Origin of the sequence: Clostridium sp., assembly GCF_047718555.1 — a bacterium.
Classification (GTDB): Bacteria; Bacillota; Clostridia; order Clostridiales; family Clostridiaceae; genus Clostridium_I.
In genome coordinates, this window is sequence record NZ_JBDNRK010000016.1 from 19,725 (window position 1) to 41,777 (window position 22,053).

General features: G+C 33.3%; 16 protein-coding genes, 2 pseudogenes and 1 riboswitch. Of the genes and pseudogenes, 3 read left to right on the forward strand and 15 right to left on the reverse strand.

Going from position 1 to position 22,053, the window contains the following annotated elements; genetic code table 11:
• Nucleotides 1-109 precede the first annotated feature (109 nt).
• The 11 genes and pseudogenes from ABF633_RS08420 to ABF633_RS08470 form a co-directional block, all read right to left on the reverse strand.
• Nucleotides 110-307, reverse strand: coding sequence for a cold-shock protein (locus ABF633_RS08420; protein ID WP_415523237.1), 198 nt, complete (start codon nucleotides 305-307; stop codon nucleotides 110-112).
• 618 nt (nucleotides 308-925) lie between these two features.
• A complete protein-coding gene (locus ABF633_RS08425; protein ID WP_415523238.1) occupies nucleotides 926-1,924 on the reverse strand; it encodes an aldo/keto reductase in 999 nt (332 codons plus the stop codon).
• Nucleotides 1,925-2,225: 301 nt separating this feature from the next.
• Nucleotides 2,226-3,203, reverse strand: a pseudogene (locus tag ABF633_RS08430) (2-keto-3-deoxygluconate permease); the annotation flags it as partial.
• A 354-nt stretch (nucleotides 3,204-3,557) separates the two neighbouring features.
• Nucleotides 3,558-4,838 (reverse strand): LysM peptidoglycan-binding domain-containing protein, encoded by a 1,281-nt coding sequence (locus tag ABF633_RS08435; RefSeq protein ID WP_415523239.1) that lies wholly within the window; start codon nucleotides 4,836-4,838, stop codon nucleotides 3,558-3,560.
• A 199-nt stretch (nucleotides 4,839-5,037) separates the two neighbouring features.
• Entirely contained in the window at nucleotides 5,038-5,976 is a 939-nt protein-coding gene (locus ABF633_RS08440) for a sensor histidine kinase (RefSeq protein ID WP_415523296.1), read from the reverse strand.
• A 17-nt stretch (nucleotides 5,977-5,993) separates the two neighbouring features.
• Nucleotides 5,994-6,500, reverse strand: a complete 507-nt coding sequence (locus ABF633_RS08445; RefSeq protein WP_415523240.1) for a hypothetical protein — start codon at nucleotides 6,498-6,500, stop codon at nucleotides 5,994-5,996.
• A gap of 278 nt (nucleotides 6,501-6,778) precedes the next feature.
• Nucleotides 6,779-7,702, reverse strand: a complete 924-nt coding sequence (locus ABF633_RS08450) for an ABC transporter ATP-binding protein (RefSeq protein ID WP_415523241.1) — start codon at nucleotides 7,700-7,702, stop codon at nucleotides 6,779-6,781.
• 93 nt (nucleotides 7,703-7,795) lie between these two features.
• Nucleotides 7,796-8,476 (reverse strand): response regulator transcription factor, encoded by a 681-nt coding sequence (locus tag ABF633_RS08455; RefSeq protein WP_415523242.1) that lies wholly within the window; start codon nucleotides 8,474-8,476, stop codon nucleotides 7,796-7,798.
• A 212-nt stretch (nucleotides 8,477-8,688) separates the two neighbouring features.
• Nucleotides 8,689-9,234, reverse strand: coding sequence for a GNAT family N-acetyltransferase (locus tag ABF633_RS08460; protein ID WP_415523243.1), 546 nt, complete (start codon nucleotides 9,232-9,234; stop codon nucleotides 8,689-8,691).
• A gap of 140 nt (nucleotides 9,235-9,374) precedes the next feature.
• Nucleotides 9,375-10,274: a GNAT family N-acetyltransferase gene (locus ABF633_RS08465; protein WP_415523244.1), complete on the reverse strand. Its 900-nt coding sequence runs from the start codon at nucleotides 10,272-10,274 to the stop codon at nucleotides 9,375-9,377.
• A 312-nt stretch (nucleotides 10,275-10,586) separates the two neighbouring features.
• Nucleotides 10,587-10,880 (reverse strand): CD3324 family protein, encoded by a 294-nt coding sequence (locus ABF633_RS08470; protein WP_415523245.1) that lies wholly within the window; start codon nucleotides 10,878-10,880, stop codon nucleotides 10,587-10,589.
• Between the two features lie 817 nt (nucleotides 10,881-11,697).
• On the opposite strand from ABF633_RS08470, the gene ABF633_RS08475 reads away from it, so the two are divergent.
• Entirely contained in the window at nucleotides 11,698-12,585 is an 888-nt protein-coding gene (locus tag ABF633_RS08475; RefSeq protein ID WP_415523246.1) for a GNAT family N-acetyltransferase, read from the forward strand.
• A gap of 89 nt (nucleotides 12,586-12,674) precedes the next feature.
• Here the strand turns inward: ABF633_RS08475 and ABF633_RS08480 are convergent, their stop codons facing one another.
• Nucleotides 12,675-13,439 (reverse strand): GNAT family N-acetyltransferase, encoded by a 765-nt coding sequence (locus ABF633_RS08480; RefSeq protein WP_415523248.1) that lies wholly within the window; start codon nucleotides 13,437-13,439, stop codon nucleotides 12,675-12,677.
• Between the two features lie 348 nt (nucleotides 13,440-13,787).
• Nucleotides 13,788-13,891, forward strand: a riboswitch (TPP riboswitch).
• 311 nt (nucleotides 13,892-14,202) lie between these two features.
• On the opposite strand from ABF633_RS08480, the gene thiW reads away from it, so the two are divergent.
• Nucleotides 14,203-14,760 (forward strand): energy coupling factor transporter S component ThiW, encoded by a 558-nt coding sequence (thiW, locus tag ABF633_RS08485; RefSeq protein WP_415523249.1) that lies wholly within the window; start codon nucleotides 14,203-14,205, stop codon nucleotides 14,758-14,760.
• Nucleotides 14,750-15,553: a hydroxyethylthiazole kinase gene (gene thiM / locus ABF633_RS08490; protein ID WP_415523297.1), complete on the forward strand. Its 804-nt coding sequence runs from the start codon at nucleotides 14,750-14,752 to the stop codon at nucleotides 15,551-15,553. The genes thiW and thiM overlap by 11 nt, the downstream gene beginning before the upstream one ends.
• 310 nt (nucleotides 15,554-15,863) lie before the next feature.
• Here thiM and polC read toward each other — a convergent pair.
• From polC to ABF633_RS08505, 3 genes and pseudogenes are all read right to left on the reverse strand, one after another.
• A pseudogene (gene polC / locus ABF633_RS08495) lies at nucleotides 15,864-20,213 on the reverse strand (DNA polymerase III subunit alpha); the annotation flags it as partial.
• Between the two features lie 335 nt (nucleotides 20,214-20,548).
• On the reverse strand, nucleotides 20,549-21,760 hold the full coding sequence (locus tag ABF633_RS08500; RefSeq protein ID WP_415523250.1) for an iron-containing alcohol dehydrogenase: 1,212 nt from the start codon (nucleotides 21,758-21,760) through the stop codon (nucleotides 20,549-20,551).
• A 42-nt stretch (nucleotides 21,761-21,802) separates the two neighbouring features.
• Nucleotides 21,803-21,955 carry a hypothetical protein gene (locus tag ABF633_RS08505; RefSeq protein ID WP_415523251.1) on the reverse strand — a complete coding sequence of 51 codons (153 nt, stop codon included), beginning with the start codon at nucleotides 21,953-21,955 and terminating at the stop codon, nucleotides 21,803-21,805.
• Nucleotides 21,956-22,053: the final 98 nt, after the last annotated feature.

The window sequence follows — 22,053 nt, forward strand, 5'->3', positions numbered from 1 at the left end:
TTATTGTTTTTACGTATTTTTATTTTTGTTTTGTCTTGTATTCTAATTATAGGCAACTAAAAAACCCCTTAAATAGACTGACTATTCAAGGGGTTAAAATACCTACTAATTAAAGAACAGTGATATTTTCTGCTTGAGGTCCTTTTGGTCCTTTAACAACATCATAAGAAACTTTTTGACCTTCTTCAAGTGATTTGTAACCATCTGAATTTATTTGAGAAAAATGTGCAAAAACATCTTTTCCATCTTCTCCTGTAATAAATCCAAATCCTTTTTCTCCATTAAACCATTTTACTGTACCATTCATATAAATGTATACCTCCGAAATTTTATTGTTCTTAAACTCATGGCAATAACTCACTAATAAAATCTCGATATCAACATACTATATTTATTAAGTACTAATTGAAATATATTTGTGTTCCATTATTAACTATTAATTTAAGTTCTTACTAAGAATAACACAGTTCAGTATATAAAGCAAGTTAATACCTACTTCTTTTATAAAACTTGAATATTTTATGTATGAGATGTCATAGGGAATACCACTTCTTTTAAAGAATTATTTTTAGACTTTATAAACAAGGTGTCATCCAATTTCTCTTTTTAGTCATGATTATCTTATTCTTTTGCCCGTAAAATATCTACATTTCCATATTGTCCAAATTTCTTTACAGATTTAATACCTACATTTTTTTATCATCTCAAAAATAAATTACACAAATTTTTAATACCATATTAAAATTATATTATTCCTAACAATTGAACAACAACCTTAATAATAATTCAGAAATAAAAATGTGCCATAAAGCAAATTTCCATTATGACACATTTAATTACTACTTTTATTTTTTTATTTCGGAAATAGTTCTTTGTATACTTTAAATAGCAAAACAAAAAAGTTTTATCATTCTTTGTTTCATTATTATAATGTACGTGCAGGAGGAGCCATAAATTCAGGCCCAACAGGTTCTTTTACATATTTATTTACAATTGATTCAATAGTTTTATAATCCTCTTCTGTCAATTTCCAACCACCAACGCCTTCAATGGCATCTAATTGTTCAGGACGACGAGCGCCCCATAGTGCAATACCAGAAATAGGCTGATCAATAAGCCAACGAATTGCTAGGCTAATAATAGATTTTCCGTAGCTTTCTTTTACCCATTTGTCTAAAGCCTCTACAGCATTAATATAACTAGGAAAACGATCCGGCTGAAATTTTGGATCGGCATTACGTAAATCATCACCATTAAATTTACTATCAACTGTCATTCGCCCACTAAGTAAACCACGGCAAATACTGCCATAATATAAGGCTGTCATATTTTCATTTTTTGCATAAGGTAATAATTCATTTTTGAAATCCTGCTCAAAAATATTATAAGGTGGTTGAACTGTGTGAATAGGTGCAAATTTCTTAAATGTTTCAATTTGTTCAACACTAAAATTACTGACACCAATGGCACGAATTTTTCCTGCATCAAGAAGACTTTTCATTGTCAATGCAGTCTCTTCAATAGGTGTAAGTGGATCTGGCCAATGAATTTGATAAATATCAATGTAATCTGTTTGAAGACGCTCTAAAGAGTCATCTATTTCCTTCAAAATATTTTCTTTTGTATTATTACGATAAACCAGACCGTCTCCTTTGGACCAGTCTAATCCAACTTTAGTAGCTATATAAAAAGAATCTCGCGGTATATTTTTAATGGCTTCTCCAACTATTTTTTCTGATTCCCCTCTACCATAGGCTGGAGCGGTATCTATCACATTAATACCTAAGCCTAAAGCATGGTGAATTGTGGAAATAGATTGTTTAACATCAGTTCCTCCCCAATCAGATCCACCAATGGCCCAAGTTCCCAATGCAACTGTAGACAATTTTTTAAGATTTGTCTTATCGATTTCTGTGTATTCCATTCAATCAACTCCTAAACATGTCTGAGGTATATACAACTTATTTATTATCTTAATTTATACCCTAGATTAATTTTTACACTTTTATTATATACTGAAGAAATTTTCAATTCAAATATTGCTTCCTTTATTATTTTCATCCGCTTCTGATTTATAACCCTTTATAAAAGCTTCATCCAATTGCAATTCTTTTTCAGTGTATTCATTACAGAGTATATTCTTATTTTTCAGTAGAAAAATAAAATCTGATAAAAGCTGTTCACTTATCTCTGCTGTTCTTGCTAAAAAACAGAGGCTTATACGATTAAACCTCCATTTCTATTTTACTTTTGCCAAAGTTTTCTTCATATTTTGGACATCCAAAACGTTTTGCAAACCATTGTACAATAAATGGACATAAAATGGCTGATAAAACAGCCGCACAAGATATTTGTACAGTTGCCAGCTTTACATAGCCACTAAAATTTGGCACTAATTGTCCAATCATTGCCGGAACTGCCACTGTATTACCAGCAACAGATACAGTGGCCATACCACCATAACCTGGCCTTTTTAACAAAACTCTATCCACAATAAGCGCAACTGGTCCGGTTACAACAAGTACCATAATAAAAAGGAATATTCCACCAAAGCCTGAAACTATAATTTTCGAAAGATCAATATTTGACCCTAAAATAAAGCCCATAACCGGTAGTATTATTGCAATTCCATGCTTTGTTGCTATTTTAATTTGATTATCAATAGTAGATAATATGATACCAATACATAGAGGCAATAAAATAGTTACATATTCTTGCCATCCAACTCCATTATTCCCTGAAATTCCAATAGTTAATAGAGATAACATAGGACCGGAATTAAAATTAAATATTGGTCTTGCCACAAGATCTGCGTGATCTCCGTAGCTTTGTACTAGTCCCATATACAGACTGCTATTGTTATTTGTTAAAGCGCATAAAATCGCCAAACTGCATGTCCCAAATATTCCTTTATATCCGAAATAATGCAATATGAGAAGATAAACTCCAGCACCTGCCAAGTATTTAAATAATACATGGCTTCCTCCACGTTTTAAAGATTCAGGGATGTCACTAACTCTCATTTGCGTCCCTGTAAAGAGTAATGTCAAAAACATCATCACTCTTAATCCATCATTAGAGATTAAAGATTGGCTATAACTTCCTATTCTCAAAACTGAAGGACAAAATGTATTTAAAATAGCAGCTACAAATAGTGGTACAATCATTGTCCCTGCAGGAATTTTATTTACTTTTTCTAATAATTTCGTTTTTTTCTCCCCCTCCCATCCTAATAGATTACAATATTTATCATATCATATTGCTTTACAATTATTCAATTTAACCTAGTATACAAAATTGTCATATCTTCTATAACTTAGAGATAATCTGTACTTGGCTACAGGTCATCTATTTATGAATAGACTATACTAGTTATATCTGATTTATTATTTACACTATATAACTACAGAGTCTTTTCACAATTAAATTATTGCTCAATATTTGTCACAAAAATAAATAAAGATACTAAACCACTATTAGTATCTTCATTAAAATAACATTTTGCAATAGATTATTATACATGACAGATATTTATTAGATTCTTATTAAAATTTGCCTCAAATAACCTTTTTAACATTGTACAAAGAATTTAAAACCAGCCAATTCTGAGGGAAGTATCGCCCTATGGTCCAATAGCTTATACCTGCAAACCTAAACTCATTAGCTAATTGAAGCTTTGCTCTGATGCTTCTGGCATCCTCAAACCAAACTACATGCTCTCTTCCATTACTAGCATAATAATTAAAGTATGGAGCTTGAGACAACCTATCATATTTTATTTCTGCACCTACTCTTGCTGCAAGATCAACTGCCCCTACATTGGAGACAGTAGCTGCTCTAGTACCTCTCTCATAGGGAAGTGTCCAATCGTATCCATAGTTTGGTATACCCATTAATATTTTATCCCTAGGTATAGCAGTAACAGCATAATCTAAAACTCTCCTAACAGAATTAATAGGTGCTACTGCCATTGGAGGCCCATAAGTGTATCCCCATTCATAAGTCATCAGTATGACATGGGATACCAATTGACCGTGCACTGGATAATTATGTCCTTGATATAAAATTCCCTGTTGATTAGCTGATATTTTAGGGGCTAATGCAGTTGTAACCGAATACCCTAAAGGCTTTAATTTTTCCACAGCCTTCATGAGAAAATTATTATATAGTTCCCTGTCTTCAGGATATATATACTCAAAATCGATATCTAATCCGTAGTAATTTTTCGCCTTTAATGTTGCAATAACATTATTAAGCAGTGTATCCTGCAGCTGTTCACTTGACAAAATCCTACGTGCCAGATCACTGCTAAATCCACCTCCTGGCAAAAGATTACTTATAACCATAAGAGGAGCCACTTTAGCCTGCCTTGCTGCTTCAATTAAAGGAGTGTCATTAATCTCACTGAGGGAACCATCTTCCTTTACCTCATGACTGAATATACTTAGATATGTCAAACTAGGCAAGGTCTTTTTCAAAACCTCCATACTTATATTTGGAAAAGCATATCCATTTACTTCAATAGTTCCAAACTTCCTTGTTCTAGATGGTATATTGAGTATTTGTCCTGGATATATCAAAACAGCATTAGTTATTTGAGGATTTGCAGCAAGCAATTCATTAACGGTTAATCCATAAGCAGCTGCTATTGTATACAAGCTTTCGTTGGGAGCTACAGTATGTCTTCTTGTTCCTTCAAGAATTACCAAAGTCTGACCGATTACTAGTCTATTAGGGTTATTTAGTTCGTTATCTGCAGCTATTTTATTAGGAGAAACTTTATATAAACGAGAAATAGAGTAGAGAGACTCTCCCGGCCTGACAACATGTATAATCAACTAGCTTACCACCTTTTACATACTTCAATTTATTATATGATTGATGGTAAGTACATGTTATAAAATTTATCAGTTATACTTAAGGCATATTCAAGCAAACTAAAATAAAGTAATAATAGCGTTAATTCATTTATTCTTATTATTATTATATTTTTCCTCAAATGCATTGAATTCAATTTCCTCATTATTTTCTACATTTTCAACATCTGCTGTAATTCTTCAATTGGTTCATTAATTGTAGTTCCTTATTGTACAATGGCAGACTTACTTGAATATCAAGTAATCCGTTCTGCAATGACGCTCCTGCACTGCCACCCATCTGCTCAGCAAGCAGCCTTACTATGGACAAACCTAACCCAGTATTATTGCTCCGTGCTTTATCACCGGTATAGAAACGATCAAAGATCCGTTTCACATCAATTTCAGAAGTATTTTTCACAGGATTTCTGAAGGATATAACTGCATTTTCCATAGCAAGTAAACGCACCTCTATATCCCCATTACTATGCTGAACACAATTGCGAATTAAATTTTGGATAATCCTCATGACCATTTCTTTATCTGCAAAGACAAAAATAGGATGAGTTTCCTCAAGGTGTACAGTCAAATTGTTTTCTTCCAATGTTGGAACTGACACTGCGAGGCACTCTGTCACAAGATTTGTCAGATTGATTCGTTCTATATTGAGTTCTACTTCTGCGTTTATGAGATAGGAATACTCAAAAAAGTGTTCAATCAACCGCCCCAATTCCTCGGTATGTTTTTGTGCAATTTTAAGTTTTCGCTGTTGTTCCTCTGAAAGCTTACCTTTTTCTATAAGTTGCTGATAACCCTTTATTGCAGTAAGAGGTGTTCTTAAATCATGGGAAATATTTGCAATCATCTCTTTAAAATGTTTTTCCTCACGAATGCTGTCAAGGCGAAGAATTTCCTCCGCCTTCAGGCACTTATTGATATTGGCAGCCAAAGTATTAAGTTCCTTGTTGATCAGTTCCAAACTGATAGGCTGTCGTGTATGCTCCATTAGCCGTTTAGTCAACTGCCGGTTAATGTTACGTAATTGCAACTGGAAAAAGATGATATACGCAACTAATAATATAATTAATATGCTCAAAACACCAACCACAATTGCCAACATTTTCACCGACCTTTCATCTACTTAATTTCCGATTTTCTAAATGCACAGTACGTAACAGCAAGCATTGCAATAATAAATATCAAACTAACAGAGATTGCCTTGAAGATGTCTCCCGTTCCCGTATCCAATGTCACAAAAGAGTAGTTACCTCCATATGGCGTACAGGCGAAAATACGATCAAACACCTTAGAACTATTTCTTAATCCCATCAGCTGCCCACAAAGAATTGAAAAACCATAAAAAATAGCAACCACCAGGACTGGCTTCTTAAGCACAAGGGCAAGTGGTACACAGACAATCAGTTGTGCCACATATACGATTATTAAGGTTAATATAACAGCCAACAGTTTCCATATCTCTGATGCAGAAAAGTCTGTACCAGCTTCTGATGTCAGTAGATGCAGGAAGCCCAATACTGCGGAGCCCATACTGAACTTGGAACCTGTGCCAAGAGCAATACCCGTTACGATGGCATAGGGGAGCAGGATGAACACTATGGCACAGCAAAATACGATTGCTACCAATAACCTCACCCCTGCTGCAGCCACTTGCAATAGCATCATGGATTGTTTTATTATCGAAATCACCGCAGATAAAAACCCCTGCGATAACAGCGCCAAGAATGCTTATCATGCTTATATCAGATAACATAAACCCGATTCCGGTCATGCTGGCACCAATCTTACCCTGTGGTATCATATATGCCATCACCGCCATGATCACTGCACTAACAGTTGTGATTCCAAATAGAATCTTAATTGCCATTGTTTTGCATAATTTAAATAAATCAGCCAAAATAAGATTATACATTCCTGCCACCTCCAACAATAGAAATAAAGTAATCTTCAAGAGTGTCACCCTCACTTGAAAAGTTTGTAACGATAATCCCGTTTTCAAAGAGGACTCTTGCTACTCGTTCTTTTTCGTCTAAATAATCATACAGCTTAACAGCTTTATTTGGCATAACTTTGTAGTTGGTGGTATTCAGTTTCATTTCCAAAATGCTAACTAATTTTTCTGGCTGCTCACAGTTTATGAGAAGATGATGCTTGCAGCATTCTTCAAGCTGTGCAAGGGTTAAGGTCTGCTTGATTTCACCTTTGTGAATGATAATATAATCAGTAGCAGTTTGATACAGCTCAGGCAAATTATGACTTGAAATTAAGATTGTCATTTGCTGTTCTTCACATAACTTTTTTAGTAGATTGCGTATTTCAACTACGCCTAACGGGTCAAGCCCATTTATGGGTTCATCCAAAATAAGCAGTTCAGGATTGCCAAGCAGAGCAACAGCAATTCCTAAACGCTGCTTCATACCAAGGGAAAAATTTTTTGCTTTCTTTTTGCCAGTGCCGGCAAGACCCACAAGCTCTAACAATTCATCCTCCACTTCCTTATCGGGGATACCTCTCATAATTCTGTGAAGTTTAATATTTTCCTTTGCCGTCATGTTAGGAGCAAGACTGGGGTATTCAATCATAGAGCCAACCCTTTTTCGCTCTATCTGCAAAGCTTTTTCACCGGTATGACCGAAAAGCTCAATGCTGCCGCTGGTAGGAAAACTAAGCCCTGTGACAAGCCGCATAAGCGTAGATTTTCCGGCACCGTTTTGTCCAATTAAGCCATATATTTTACCACCTTCCAAAGTTACTGATAAATCATGCAAAACGTTGACACCGTGATAGTTTTTCGTCAGGTTGTTTGCTTTCAAAACATATTCTTTCATTTTTGATCACCTTTCCCTTCTTGATATCAGTATAAAAACCAAAGGTTTAGAAAAGGTTAAGAGTCACAAGGAAAGTGTTGGGAAAGAGATAATTTATTCTTTATACAGACGATAGCCTAAGCCCCATACCGTTTCAATATATTCGGCATTTGGATTTGCCTTTTTCAGCTTGTTTCGCAGGTTGCTGATATGTGTTTTGACAGCATTGTCATCACCAAGATATTCTTCTTTCCATATGGATTCATATATATTGGCCTTAGAAAATACTTTTCCTAGATTTTGCATTAATAACTCAATAATAAGGTATTCTTTTGCTGTCAAGTCTAACTCTTTGGCATTCACCATAATCCGTTTTGTATTGGCGTCCAGCACCATATCTTTATGCTTCAAGACATTATTCATTTTCTCCTGCTTATGAGAACGTCGCAAATTTGATGCTACACGGGCTGCAACTTCTGCCAAATCAAATGGCTTCGTAATATAATCATCGGCCCCCAGCTTCAATAAATCAATTTTAGTTCCTACTATATCCTTCGCAGAAATAATGATCACAGGTACATCTGAAAATGTTCGAATCTCTTTTAGTATCTCATCTCCACTTTTGTAAGGAAGCATAATATCTAACAGAATCAAATCAAATTCTTCTGTCTTTGCCTCCTTCATTCCCTCAATTCCAGTATAGGTAGACTTTATCTGATATCCTTCACAATTTAATGTTTCCGCCAACATCAGATTTACATCTTTGTTATCTTCAATAATAAGTATTCTATCCATTTTGTTCACCCAATACTTTATAAATTAAACGAGACATCTTGTAATAAACTCGTATAAAGATTATTAAAGTTATCTCGTATTTACCAAAATCCTACTAAATTATATCATATAAAGAAAATCCTACAAATACAAAATTTTATTATTTTTCATCCAGCAATACTCTTAACGTTTCCTCAATCAGATAAGAAGTCGCGTAATAAATATGCTAATGGTTATGCTAAATTTCTGTATCTTCTATAGTAGAAATAACTATCACTTTCCATATTGGGTTGTTTATGCCCAATTGGTGCCCGTTTTTCAAATAGTTCAAAACCGCATTTCTCTGCAAGGTGACAAGAAGGAATATTTGCACAATCAATGGTCAATATAAGATACTTTATATCTGACACATTGAAACACCAATCCACTAAAGCATTTACAGCTTCTTTTGTGTATCCATTTTTCTGATATTTTTCCGACATAAAATAGGCTACTTCAACTTCGTTTACTGTATCTTCAAGCCCCATGCCTACCATTCCAATCATCTCATCTGTATCAGGTAAGGCAATTGCATATCTTTTATTCTCATAAACATCTGTTGAATTTTTTTGAGTTTGGTGCCAATCAATATATCCCCAAAAGGCTTGTGGAGAATCATTATTTTCTGCCCAATCAGGCATAAAGCGAAAAATATTTTTCTCTCTTACAATCTGATAAAGATTTTCTGCGTCTTTTCTCTCAAAATCTCGAATTATTATATGCTCTGTTTCTATTCTCATATTGTTCCTCTCCCCTGCTTATATACTAATCTTTGCTTCATAATATTTTACTCTTGTTCACTAGTCCATAAATAAATTTAGTGAGTTCTATACAAATCTTCTGATATAAATTTTTTATTGACTACCAAGAATAATGCTCATTATGCGTGAGACAATATAGGAAACATTAATTTATTATCTTGGAATAAGTCTGATTTATCCTTCATGACAAATAAAGTTGTATTATCCTCTTGCAATAAATTTACATAATAGCCATCTACATCATTAGGTGTAAATCCTAAAACTACTGTTTTTATTTCTTTATTTGTAAGTGACTTAATAATATTATCTAAATCAACCTCTGATAGCGAAAATATATCCTGAAGGTATAATGTATCACCTTTAAATTCGGCAATTACAATCACATCCTGTTCTCTTAAGTAGTAAACTTTATCCCTCATGAATGAAGTACAATAAAACATTATCAATCCCACATTTTTCAGCATTGTTAGCTTTGATATTGAGATTGAATTAGCAACTCTTTCCTCAACCAACTCTCTGTTATTATCTAAAGACATATCTAACTTTTCTGCAACTATAACTTCATTATCCTTTGTAATTGTTTTAGAATATTGATATTCATTCGCAGCTGTAAAACCGAATTTAGGATAAAAATCTAATACACTATCATTAGCAAATAAATATATCATATCACATTTATTCTTCCATTCTTCTATGACCTTTTCCATAAGATACCTAGCTAGTCCCTGATTTTGGTATGCAGAATCAGTCATTACCGTTCCTATTTGTATATATCTTTTAGCTTCTCCTAAAACCAAACAATCAACAATGCTAGCCGAAACGTTGGCGACAATATTTTCGCCATCCAGTAGTGAATACGGCTTATAGCCGCTTCCCCAATATCCCTCTTGATACCACTGTTCAAAATTAAATTCATATGTTTTTTGTGTTAATGCATTATAGCTATTTCTAAGCAATGTGTTGTCCTTAAATTCCTTTATAAAAGTATATTTGTTACAATTAATCGATACTTCTTCCATTGCCGTCATCCTCTCAAAATCTTTTTCAGGTAGTAGGCTTTATAATCCAATGGATAATAATCTAATATGCCATAGATCTCACAACCACATTCAATAAAAAATATGACCTTGCAAATTCTTTTAACTACTTGCTCTCTCATAAATGGTCAATAATTAACCTGCTTGTTTCAATTTTCATATTTTTTACCGAGTCCATCATTTTTCCTCCTATTATAAACAGCCTTAACTATATTCAAATGATATCATCCGATATATCAGTGCATCAACCTACACCATTTTTCTGAAATAAAAATACGCCATTAAGCTTCTACCTTATGGCGCATTTACTTGTTGCTTTTCTTTTTTTATTTTCAAAATAATTCTTTGGATACTTTTTGCGGATAAATAATACATTTCAGATAGAACTTTCGTTGATACACCCTCTTTGTATTTCTCATAAATTTCTGCATTTCTTGCATTAGTTTCTTTTTTGCTTTTGGTTATTTCTCCCCAAGACCTCTTGTTACACTCTTTTCTTGGAATATAAATGTATTCACCTTCAATGTATTTCTGAATTAAATCCAACAATTCTCCTGGCAACACATCTGTTGCTTTAATATAGCTCATAATGCCCTCCTAAATATAGTATTATCTTAGGATTAAGCAAAGGCTTTCATATTATTAACCATTAATTATTATGCTATAGCCCTTGCTAAGCATAAATAACATATCTTCTCATAAAAACTATACCCCTTTCTTATCTGGGACTATATAAGTTTTTTCAAACGCATCCTATAAAAGCAATGACTACTTTGAAATTTATTTAACTTATATATGCAATTATAGTATATCCTGATAATAAGTGTCTATCAATTTCTAGTTATTTATTGTACTAGACTAAACCTACTAGATTTTTATTGTAAACAAGCAGTTATAGTTATTTAAAAGCAACCCATAATTCATGTATATGTCACCTAAAGTCTTGAAAGAGTTTATATATCGCAGCACATTACTACAAAAGTCTACCTCATTTATGTTACATTTCTTCGTAACGGGCACAATATAGCCACTTTTTAACTTATCAATTGACATAAATTTCTTGCAATGATATAATTTTACCCATAAAAAGATCTGTTGTAAAAATACAATATGTTCTTATGAAAGGAGAAATGTTATATGATAGCTAATTTAAAGGTGATTGCTTCATAAAACTAAATATGGGCGAAAACGTGATTTTAAGGACTGCTGTATCCTTTGTTTGTGTTTCCGCAATTATCGATAACCTTTCATAATATACTGACTATTAAGGACAAGTATCACTACAGGTGTTCCTGTTTTTTATGTCCGCAGATAGCATCCAGTTTTGAGGTTGCTTTCTGCGGTATTTTTCTGCCCATTTTTAGAGATTAGAAGCGTTTAAATAACATAAAAAGGAGATTTTAAAATGTCTGAAAAAGTATTAAATCAAGCCATTTGTTTAAAGAAATATATATCAGAAAAGGAGTATAAAGAGATAAGTCAACTTGAGGAACTTTGCAGTTCAAAAGACAAAACCAATCTAAAGTTAGAATTAGATTATAAACTAAATATACCTAAGAACTCTGAAATAGGCTTAAAAACTATTAATGAATTTCTTTATTATATAGATGGGATATTGGTAGCCTACCTTGGCATTTCAAGCTTTGGAAATAATATAGGTGAAATCAATGGAATGACTCATCCGGATTGGAGAAGAAAAGGACTATTTAAAAAGCTCCTTGAACTTGCAATAGAGGAATGCCGTAATAGAGGGTTTAATAAGCTGTTGCTATTATCAGATGGTGAATCCAGCTCAGGAGTTGAGTTTATAAAGACCTTTGGAGGAAAATATGACTTTTCAGAGTATAGAATGAAATTACTTATCAAAGCTTCTTCAGAAAGCATAAATTCTATTAGTTTAAGAGAAGCAGAGAAGTTTGACTGGAAGGAAATAGCAAGACAGAATGCACTATTTTTTAATGATACAGAAGAAAGTGAGAGTTTTCCAGAGGAAGAGGAAATCATAAACCAGGTCACATATATGGTTAAATTAAAGGAAGAAATTATAGGAAAAATTAGAATGGACTACAGTGATAATTCAGCTTTTATATGTGGTTTTGGAATATTGCCTGATTTCAGAGGTAAAGGCTATGGAAAATCAGCACTAAAGCAAGCTTTAAGCTTAATAAATGGCAAGAATATACATAATATAGAATTGGATGTGGAATGCCAGAACAATACTGCCCTAAATTTATATAAATCTTGTGGTTTTGAGAAAAAGTCTGTAATGAATTATTACAAGTATAGTATTTAGTTTTAGCTGAAAATATATTGATGCCAGTTACCTAAAATTGCATACTATAGGGTGCTACAAACACCCTATTTTTATTATATATAGCTAAATTAAAACTTTACTCTGAGTAATCTAGTACAACAATAATTTCCTGATTTGAATTGTGTTTTTAAGGAATTGTGATTATAATACCAACATCCTGATATTGCTTTTTTCCTTCTGGTTTTTACAATATCTTTTAATCCATTTAATATGCTAGTTCCAATTCCCAACCTTCTAAATTCTTTCCTAACAAACATACCAATACTTTGTAAATCCTCTCTGATTATACCAGCTTCAATTACCCCAAAGCCTACTAATTCGTTTTCTTTTTCTGCTATATAAATACATCCTTTACTTATATATTTATTTATATCATCAAAAAAATCATCACTATATTTTTCTACTATTTGTTTATCTGAAGCTGTAGCAATTCTCAAACTTATATATTCCTTATTAACAACATTATTGATATTTAAATCTCTAGTAAAATATGCTTGTTTCTCTATATTATTAAAATTATCCAAACAAAGGCTTAGTAAAAGTTCATCTCCAGTAGGAACAAAAGCCTCTGATACCTCTTCAAGGTATTTTACCTTCATAAATATCTCTTGTGCTAAATAGCTATACTTTTTCTCTAAATTAAATAATGTTATTAGTCTCTTATCGCAAATACCACAATATCCAATTATTTCTCCATTGAATATTATATTATAGAAATTAGATTTAATAACATGTTTTTCCCAAAATGAATCAACTAGTATATCATTTTCATTATAATATCTACATACTTTTTCCTTAATCTTATTAAATTTGCACATTTCAAATTTAACCATTATATAATCCTCCTTGTATTTTGTACTAACATAGTTATTGTTAATATCTGCCTTACAAAAAAGAAAACAGGCATAGCAAAATACTATACCTGTAATATATAACCCGTTAAGTGTCAGTTTTGTATTTTCTTTAAGGCATTATAGGTATAACAAATAAAGTTGGAAAACCAACAAATTTACTATACTAAATAAATTAATAAATGCTTATTACAGAACAATTAACAAACAGACACCACCCTTTTAAAAATTATATATTCAATATATCATTTTTATATTATTTTATCAATACCACCTAGATTTAAACGCTTATCAAATTTTGTTGAAATTATTAAAAGCATGTGATATAATTTTTCCGAAAAGGGGAGCCTGGATACAGGCTGAGAGGAAGTTTACACTTCGACCCATAACTTGATTCGGATAATACCGACGTAAGGAAATATTTAATTTGTACTTTTACTTGTATATTTTATGAGTATAAATGGAATATGCCTTATTTTGGTGTATTCTATTTTTTATGCTTCAAAGATTATTTCTTTGGTAAGTGATAGAGAAGCGTCTTGAACTTATATAGCAAAAATACAACCAAATAGCGATGGAACTTGTGTTTCAAGGTGAGAGGAAGCTTTTGAGCTTCGACCGACTTGTATGGCTTATGTCATATAGGAAATTGCTATTTAGGTGCACTGCAGCTATACCTTCATGATGTGTTTATTTTCTATATGACATAGCAGGAAAATAAATATTATTAGGGAGGTTTTTTATTATGGAAAGAAACTCAAAATTATTAAGCAAAATCATGCTGGCAATAATGGTTGCTATGGGAGTTGTAATTTCACCAATATTGCGTTTGGAAGGAATGTGTCCTATGTCTAGCGTTATTAACATTGTATGTGCAGTGATTCTTGGACCATGGTATGCACTATTATGTGCTGTAATTATAGGAATTCTAAGAATGACACTAATGGGAATTCCACCTTTAGCTTTAACTGGTGCAGTATTTGGAGCCGCATTATCTGGAATTCTATATAGGAGATCTAATGGAAAAATAATTTTTGCAGTTTTAGGTGAAGTTATAGGAACAGGTATTATCGGAGCTGTAGCATCATATCCTGTTATGAGATTTATCTGGGGTAAAGCAGGACTTACATGGTTATTTTATATACCATTATTTTTTACAGCAACAATTATTGGAGGAACAATTGCTTTCATATTCCTAAGAGCACTAAATAAAATAGGTGTACTTACAAAAATTCAGAAAAACCTGGGGGCAAAGGTATATGATAAATCAAGAGATGATGATAGAGAGCTTACTGCAAATTAAGCGTAATGTTAGAGTAGAAAAACCACTCATTCATTGCATTACAAATCCAATTTCGATAAATGATTGTGCAAATGTTGTACTCGCTGCTGGTGCAAAGCCTATTATGGCAGAACATCCTCTAGAAGTTTCACAAATTACTGCTGTTTCAAAAGGATTAGCGGTTAATCTTGGGAATATAACGGATGTTAGAATGAAGTCAATGCTTATTTCAGGCAAAACAGCCAATGAAAAGAAAATTCCACATATAATTGATCTTGTAGGTGTAGGTTGTAGCAAACTTCGCTTGGATTATGCAAAAAAATTTATTGAAGCGTGTCACCCGAATGTTATTAAGGGCAATATGTCTGAAATAAAAGCACTTTGTGATATTAAAAGTGATGCAAAGGGAATTGATGTTGGACAATCTGATATTATAACAGATGAAAATATTTATGAAAGTATAAGTATGTTAAAAGCATTGTCACTGAAAATAAGTTCTGTTATTGCCGTAACAGGAGTTGTAGATGTGATAACAAATGGTACATACACATATTTAATAAGAAATGGCTGTGAGATGCTTTCAATGATAACCGGCACAGGATGTATGCTTACAGCACTTACAGCAAGTTATATTTCCTCTGGAGATATACTTTATGGAACTATTCTTGCAGCAGTATTAATGGGGATATGTGGTGAACTTTCTCAAGATGCGAAAGGAACAGGCAGTTTTAGAACTGAGCTTATAGATAATATGTTTAGTATTTCTGATTATATAATAATGAAAAAAATTAAATGTACTCTTGTAGAAAGGTAGTCTCAAAAAAATAGCAGCCTATATAACAATTGGCTGCTACTATTTTTTATAACTAATAATAAAAATAAAGCCCCAGAAACTTCCCAGAGCTGCTTTACTTATTATCACTGCATAAACAGAGTTCTTTGTTTCAGGTGGAGTTTTTTTCTCCAGCTGAAACTTAGAAATCGTTATCCAGGGACGTAGCAGCCGTTATCTCCCACTTTAATAGAAGATGGGAGTATTACGGATGGTAGTCATCGGATAAAAGTGATTTACTTTAGTTGAATAGTACTTGGCACTATCACCCCATAGTATGAGCTTTAACCTGTTAAACTACATCAAAAAAGCTCAATTGATCTTTTTCAGGAAGACCTTTTAAACATCCAAACTTTTTAAGTGAATCTATAGCGGAATTTCCTATTTTAGCACGTTTCTTTAGATCTTCTACAGAACTTATAGGCGTTTCCTCTTGTACTGCATTATATATACCTTCTGCTGCCACATTTCCCATACCTGATATACTATTTATAGGCGGCCTTAAACCCTCCTCCTCTACCAGGAATTGTGTAGCGTGGGACTTATACAAATCAATAGGAAGGAATTTAATACCTCTCTCGTACATTTCCAAGACCAATTCTAGGTCATCGTACATATCCTTATCCTTAGGAGGAGCCTGCATTCCCATACTTTCAATTTCCTTCATCTTTGCTTTAACCTTTTCTTTTCCAAAAATCATAAATTCTGCATCAAAGGCCTTTGCCCTTATGGTAAAGAATGCTACATAATAGGCCTTAGGTATGTGAACCTTAAACCAGGCTATTCTGAAGGCCATCATTACGTAAGCTGCTGCATGAGCCTTAGGAAACATATATTTTATCTTTTTACAGGAATCTATATACCATTCTGGCACCTCGTGTTCCCTCATTAAAGCCTCATATTCCACAAATTTAGGATCCTTAAGCGCCTTTCCCTTACGTACAGTTTCCATTATCTTAAAGGCAGAGTTTGGAGGCAAACCTTTTTTAATAAGATAAATCATTATATCATCTCTTGTACATACTGCCTCACTTAAGGTAACTATTCCTTGATCAATTAAGTCCTTGGCATTTCCCAGCCATACGTCAGTACCGTGGGAAAGTCCTGATATACATATCAAATCTGTAAAGGCTTTTGGCATTGTATCTAAAAGCATTCCTCGTACGAACTTGGTACCAAACTCAGGAATACCAAAAGTTCCCACCTTAGAATTTATCTGCTCCGGTGTTACACCTAGAGCATCCGTAGACGAAAATATAGACATTGTCTCCTTATCATCCATAAGTATCTTTTGGGGATCTACTCCGGTTATATCCTGCAGCATTCTTATAACTGTTGGATCGTCGTGACCCAGTATATCCAGCTTCAATAGGTTCTGATCAATGGAGTGATAGTCAAAATGGGTTGTTATAATATCCGAATTTGAATCATCAGCAGGATGCTGAACGGGACAAAATTCAAAAATTTCTCTTCCCTTAGGCACAACTATGATTCCACCAGGATGCTGCCCTGAGGTTCTTTTTATTCCTGTACAGCCATTTGAGATTCTCATGATTTCTGCCTTATTTACTGTAAGATTTTTTTCATCAAAATACTTTTTTACGTATCCAAAGGCTGTTTTTTCCGCTATGGTACCTATGGTTCCGGCCTTAAAGGTTGTGCCCTTTCCAAAGATAACCTCTGTATATCTATGGGCCTTTGCCTGATATTCCCCTGAAAAGTTTAAGTCTATATCCGGCTCCTTATCTCCATTAAATCCTAAGAAGGTTTCGAAGGGGATATCTATGCCATCCTTAAACAGCTTTTCTCCACATACAGGACAAGTCTTATCCGGCAAATCAAAACCGTTTTTAAAGCCGTAATCCGTAAAATCCGAATACTTGCATTTTGGACACCTGTAATGAGGAGGCAGTGCATTTACTTCCGTTATACCAGTCATATATGCTACTACAGAAGAACCAACGGAACCTCTGGAACCAACCAAATATCCATCCTCATTTGATTTCCATACTAGTTTTTGAGCGATTATATACATTACGGAGAAACCATTTTTTATAATGGAATCCAGCTCCTTCTCCAATCTTTGCTGAACTAGCTCAGGAATAGGATCCCCATACAGTTCATGGGCCTTTTCATAAGTAATATCCTTAATGGTCTGCTCACAGCCATCTATATGCGGCGTAGCTTTTACCGGTGATATTGGACTTATCTGCTCACACATATCCGCTATCTTATTAGTATTTGTAACTACCACCTCATAGGCCTTTTCCCTTCCTAAATAGGAGAACTCCTGAAGCATCTCCTCAGTGGTCCTTAAATATAAAGGAGCCTGATTATCTGCATCCTTAAAGCCTTGCCCTGCTTCCAGTATACGTCTGTATATTTCATCCTCAGGATCCATGAAATGAACATCACCCGTAGCCACTACAAGCTTATTCAGCTTTTCTCCAAGGTGTACAATCTTTTTATTGATTTCCTTTAGAAATTCTCTATCAGGTACCTGCTCTTGCCTTACTAAATAATCATTATTCCCTAGAGGCTGGATTTCCAGATAATCGTATTCCTCTGCAATAGCTTCAATTTCCTCATCAGATTTTCCAAGAAGTATTGCCTGATACAATTCTCCTTCACTGCAGGCACTACCGAGGATTAATCCCTCTGAATATTTTCTATACATGCTCTTTAATATACGTGGCTTTTTGTAGAAATAATCCAAATTTGAGTAAGATACAAGTTTATACAAATTCTTTAAACCAACATAATCTTTTGCAAATATTATTGCATGATATGTTCTAAGCTTTTTATATTCTTGTTTTTTAGCCTCTTCATCTGAACCATATAAATCTATATCCTCAAGGCTTTGTGCTCCTCTTTCCTTTAGCTTTTCAAGCATTACCTGAAACACCTTAACAGTAGTATCAACATCATCTAAGGCTCTGTGAGCAACTTCAACTTTTATACCAAGGTTTTTAGCAATTCTTCCTAATTTATAGGTTTTAAAATCAGGGAAAATCTCCTGTGCTAAGGACAAGGTATCCAAATATGTAAAATCGAAGTCATAGCCTAAAACTCTAGCATTATGCTTTAAAAAGCCCACATCAAATCCAGCATTATGAGCAACCAATACACTACCCTTAATAAATTCCAACATCTTAGGGAAAACTTGTTCTATGGTTTCAGCATTTCTTACCATATCATCAGTTATATTAGTAACCTCAATAACCCTTGCTGGAATCGGTTTTTCAGGATTCACAAAGCAGCTGAATTTATCTATTACCTTTCCATCTTGAAGTTTCATTATTCCTATTTCAGTAATTTTTTCAGTTACTGGTGAAAAGCCTGTGGTTTCCAAATCCAACACACAATAGGTGGTATCGATACTTTGTCCCTTGGGATTTGTTACTGATGGCTTTTTATCCGGTGCTAAATAGGCTTCCACTCCATATATCACCTTCATGTCAGGATTATTTCTTCCTAAAAGCTTATGGGCTTCTGGAAAGGCCTGCACCACTCCATGATCCGTTATGGCAATAGATTTCATTCCCCAACTCATGGCTCTTTTAATTAAATCAGTAGCACTGGTCATGGCATCCATTTGGCTCATCTGTGTATGCATATGCAGCTCTACTCTCTTCACCTCTGCATTATCCTGCCTCTTAGCTCTCCTTACGCCTGCTGTTTCTATTATAGTATTGGCAATCATCTCAACTTCCCCGGAAAATTTGCTATAACCTGCATTTCCTACAAGCCTAACGCCCTTAGCTTTTTTAAGCCTAGATAATACCTCACCATCTTCACCGGGCTTCAAGAAGGACTTACAAGTCATGGAGCTTGAGCCGTCATATAGATCAAAGGAAACTAATGTTTTTCCGCTCTTTAATTCCCTTGCTTCCATATTGGATATTTCACCCTCTAAAGCTACCCTTCCCTCATCCGGTGTAATGTCAGTAATCTTTATTACAGGTTCCTTAATCTTAGCGTTTCTGCCTAATATTAAGGATGAATCAACCTTTTTACCACCATCGGTTTCTGCTTTTACTTCCGGTTTTTTATCTGCAGCTTCCTTAGGTAATTTAGGAGCATTATTGCTTAGAGCAGCCTTAACTTCCTTTGAAATAGCAAGTATTTCCTGTTCACGTGCTTCCTCTTGAAGTATTAATTCTTCACTGCTTATATTATCAACAAAATTTATATTATATGTAGTACCGTAAAGGGTTTTTATTGCCTTATGAAGCTGCTTATCATAATTCATGGCTTTTAAAAAACCTGATACCGCAATTTTAAAATTAAAATTTATGGTATTCTTATCTACTTTAATTTCACTATTATTTAGCACTGTTTTTAAGACAGGCTGTTTATCTGCCAGTAAAAACACAATATTTTTAAGTTCCTCTTCTATGGGCTTTTTATCCATTCCATCAGTATACTTTACAGAAATTATAGAATCTTCTAAGGCAAATCTTTTCCTTATAAACCTGTTAAGATCTTCAAATTCTCTTATTTCAATATATTTATCTGAACTGATTTCCATATCTAGACGTTTGCTTTTTTTGCTTAATACTACCGATTCTACAATGGCAGTATTTATGTTACCATTTGCTGCATAATCACTAAAAATTTCATTTATTCTTTTCATGGCATTCTTTAACCTCTCTTCAAAATTTTTAGCACTTTATTATTATATAGGAAGACTTATCCTTTGTCATGTAGAAAAAAATTGAAGGCAAAGAAAAAGCACTCAAACTGCAACGATTAGTGTGCTTTTTTCTTAATCAAATCATTATTTTATTCATCTAACATTCCTAAAACAAAATAGATGTTTAAAGAATTCTTCATGTTACTAACACTAATCGTTTCTTATTTATATTTTACCAAAATTTTATATAAAATATAACTAAAGATAAACATATATTTTGTAATTTACTTAGATTATGATACGCTTTAAAAGAATGTTATCTCTCCTAAAGCCAGTCATTATTATAACTTTAAATTTCTTAAAAGTTCTTCACACTCATTAATTCTAATTATTTTAGGTACTGGATAGCCTGGATTTCCTTCTTTAATAGCTCTTTGCGCAATTAACGGTATATCCTCTTCCCTTAGCTCTTTAATGCCTAAAGGAATATTCATATTTTTATTCATATCCTTTATCTTTGATATTAATTTTAGAGCTAAATCTTCTTGGGATTCATTTTTATTCCCTAAATTTGAATAAATAGAAATTTTAGATAACTTTTCATAAACTGATTCTCCATAATATTCCAACATCTTAGGAAGTATTATGGCATTAGCTAGACCATGAGCTACTCCATACAAACCACCAATACTATGAGCTATTGCATGTACATATCCTACATTAGCCCTAGTAAAGGCTTCTCCAGCATAATTTGATGCCATTAACATAAAATTACGACATTCAACATTGGTTCCATCTTTATATACAATTTCTAAATTATCTATAATTATTTTTGCTGCCTTCAGTGCTTTGTCATTTGTATAACTTGTTCCATTTTTACCCACATAAGCTTCAATAGCATGAGTTAATGCATCCATTCCAGTTGAAGCAGTGAGATGTTGTGGAACCCCAACAGTTAATTCTGGATCCAATATTGCAAAATCCGGTACAAGTTTAAAATCTGCAATTGCATATTTTTCATGTGTGATTGAATCTGTTACTACTGCTGCAACGGTAGCTTCTGAACCACTTCCTGCTGTAGTAGGCACTGCAAAAAGAGGTGGTATAGGTTTTTTTACTTTTAAAAAGCCTCTTAAATCTTTAATTTGTAACTTACTATTAGTAGCTCTTGCTGCCACCACCTTTGCACAATCAATTGGAGAACCTCCTCCAATTGCAGCTATAGCATTACAATTGCTATTTTGATAAACTTTCAGACATTCCTCAATATTTCCTATGGTTGGATTAGGCTTTACACTATCATAAATCTCATAATCAACATTATTTTCTTTTAGCTTTTCTAAAAAATTATTCAATAATCCTGATTTCATTATAGTTTTGCTTACTATAATTAGTGCCTTATCAATATGCTGCTCTTTCATTATATCTGATAACTTATTTACACTACCTGCACCAGACACTAATTTAGGTTCTTTGAACTTAACAAGTTTAGTTCCTGTTCTAACTACTGCCTGAATTGTTCTATAATATACTTTTTTTAATATCCAAATCATATTTCCCTCTCCATATTACCTTATTTTTAATTAACATTAATACTAAGCTGGAACTGTAGTTGAAATAGCAGGTATATATTTTTTAAATACTATCCATTGAATTATATGAACTACTAATATAATTTCTTCAAAATCATGTAACATAAATACAAGTGGCAATAACCAAATAATACTTATAAATTTTACATCCCCCATTCACTTTTCTCCCTTTCTATCTATTTCCCTTAGCCAAGAAAATATATCAAGTTCTAATATATCTAGAAAAACTACTTACATATATAATATAATATAAT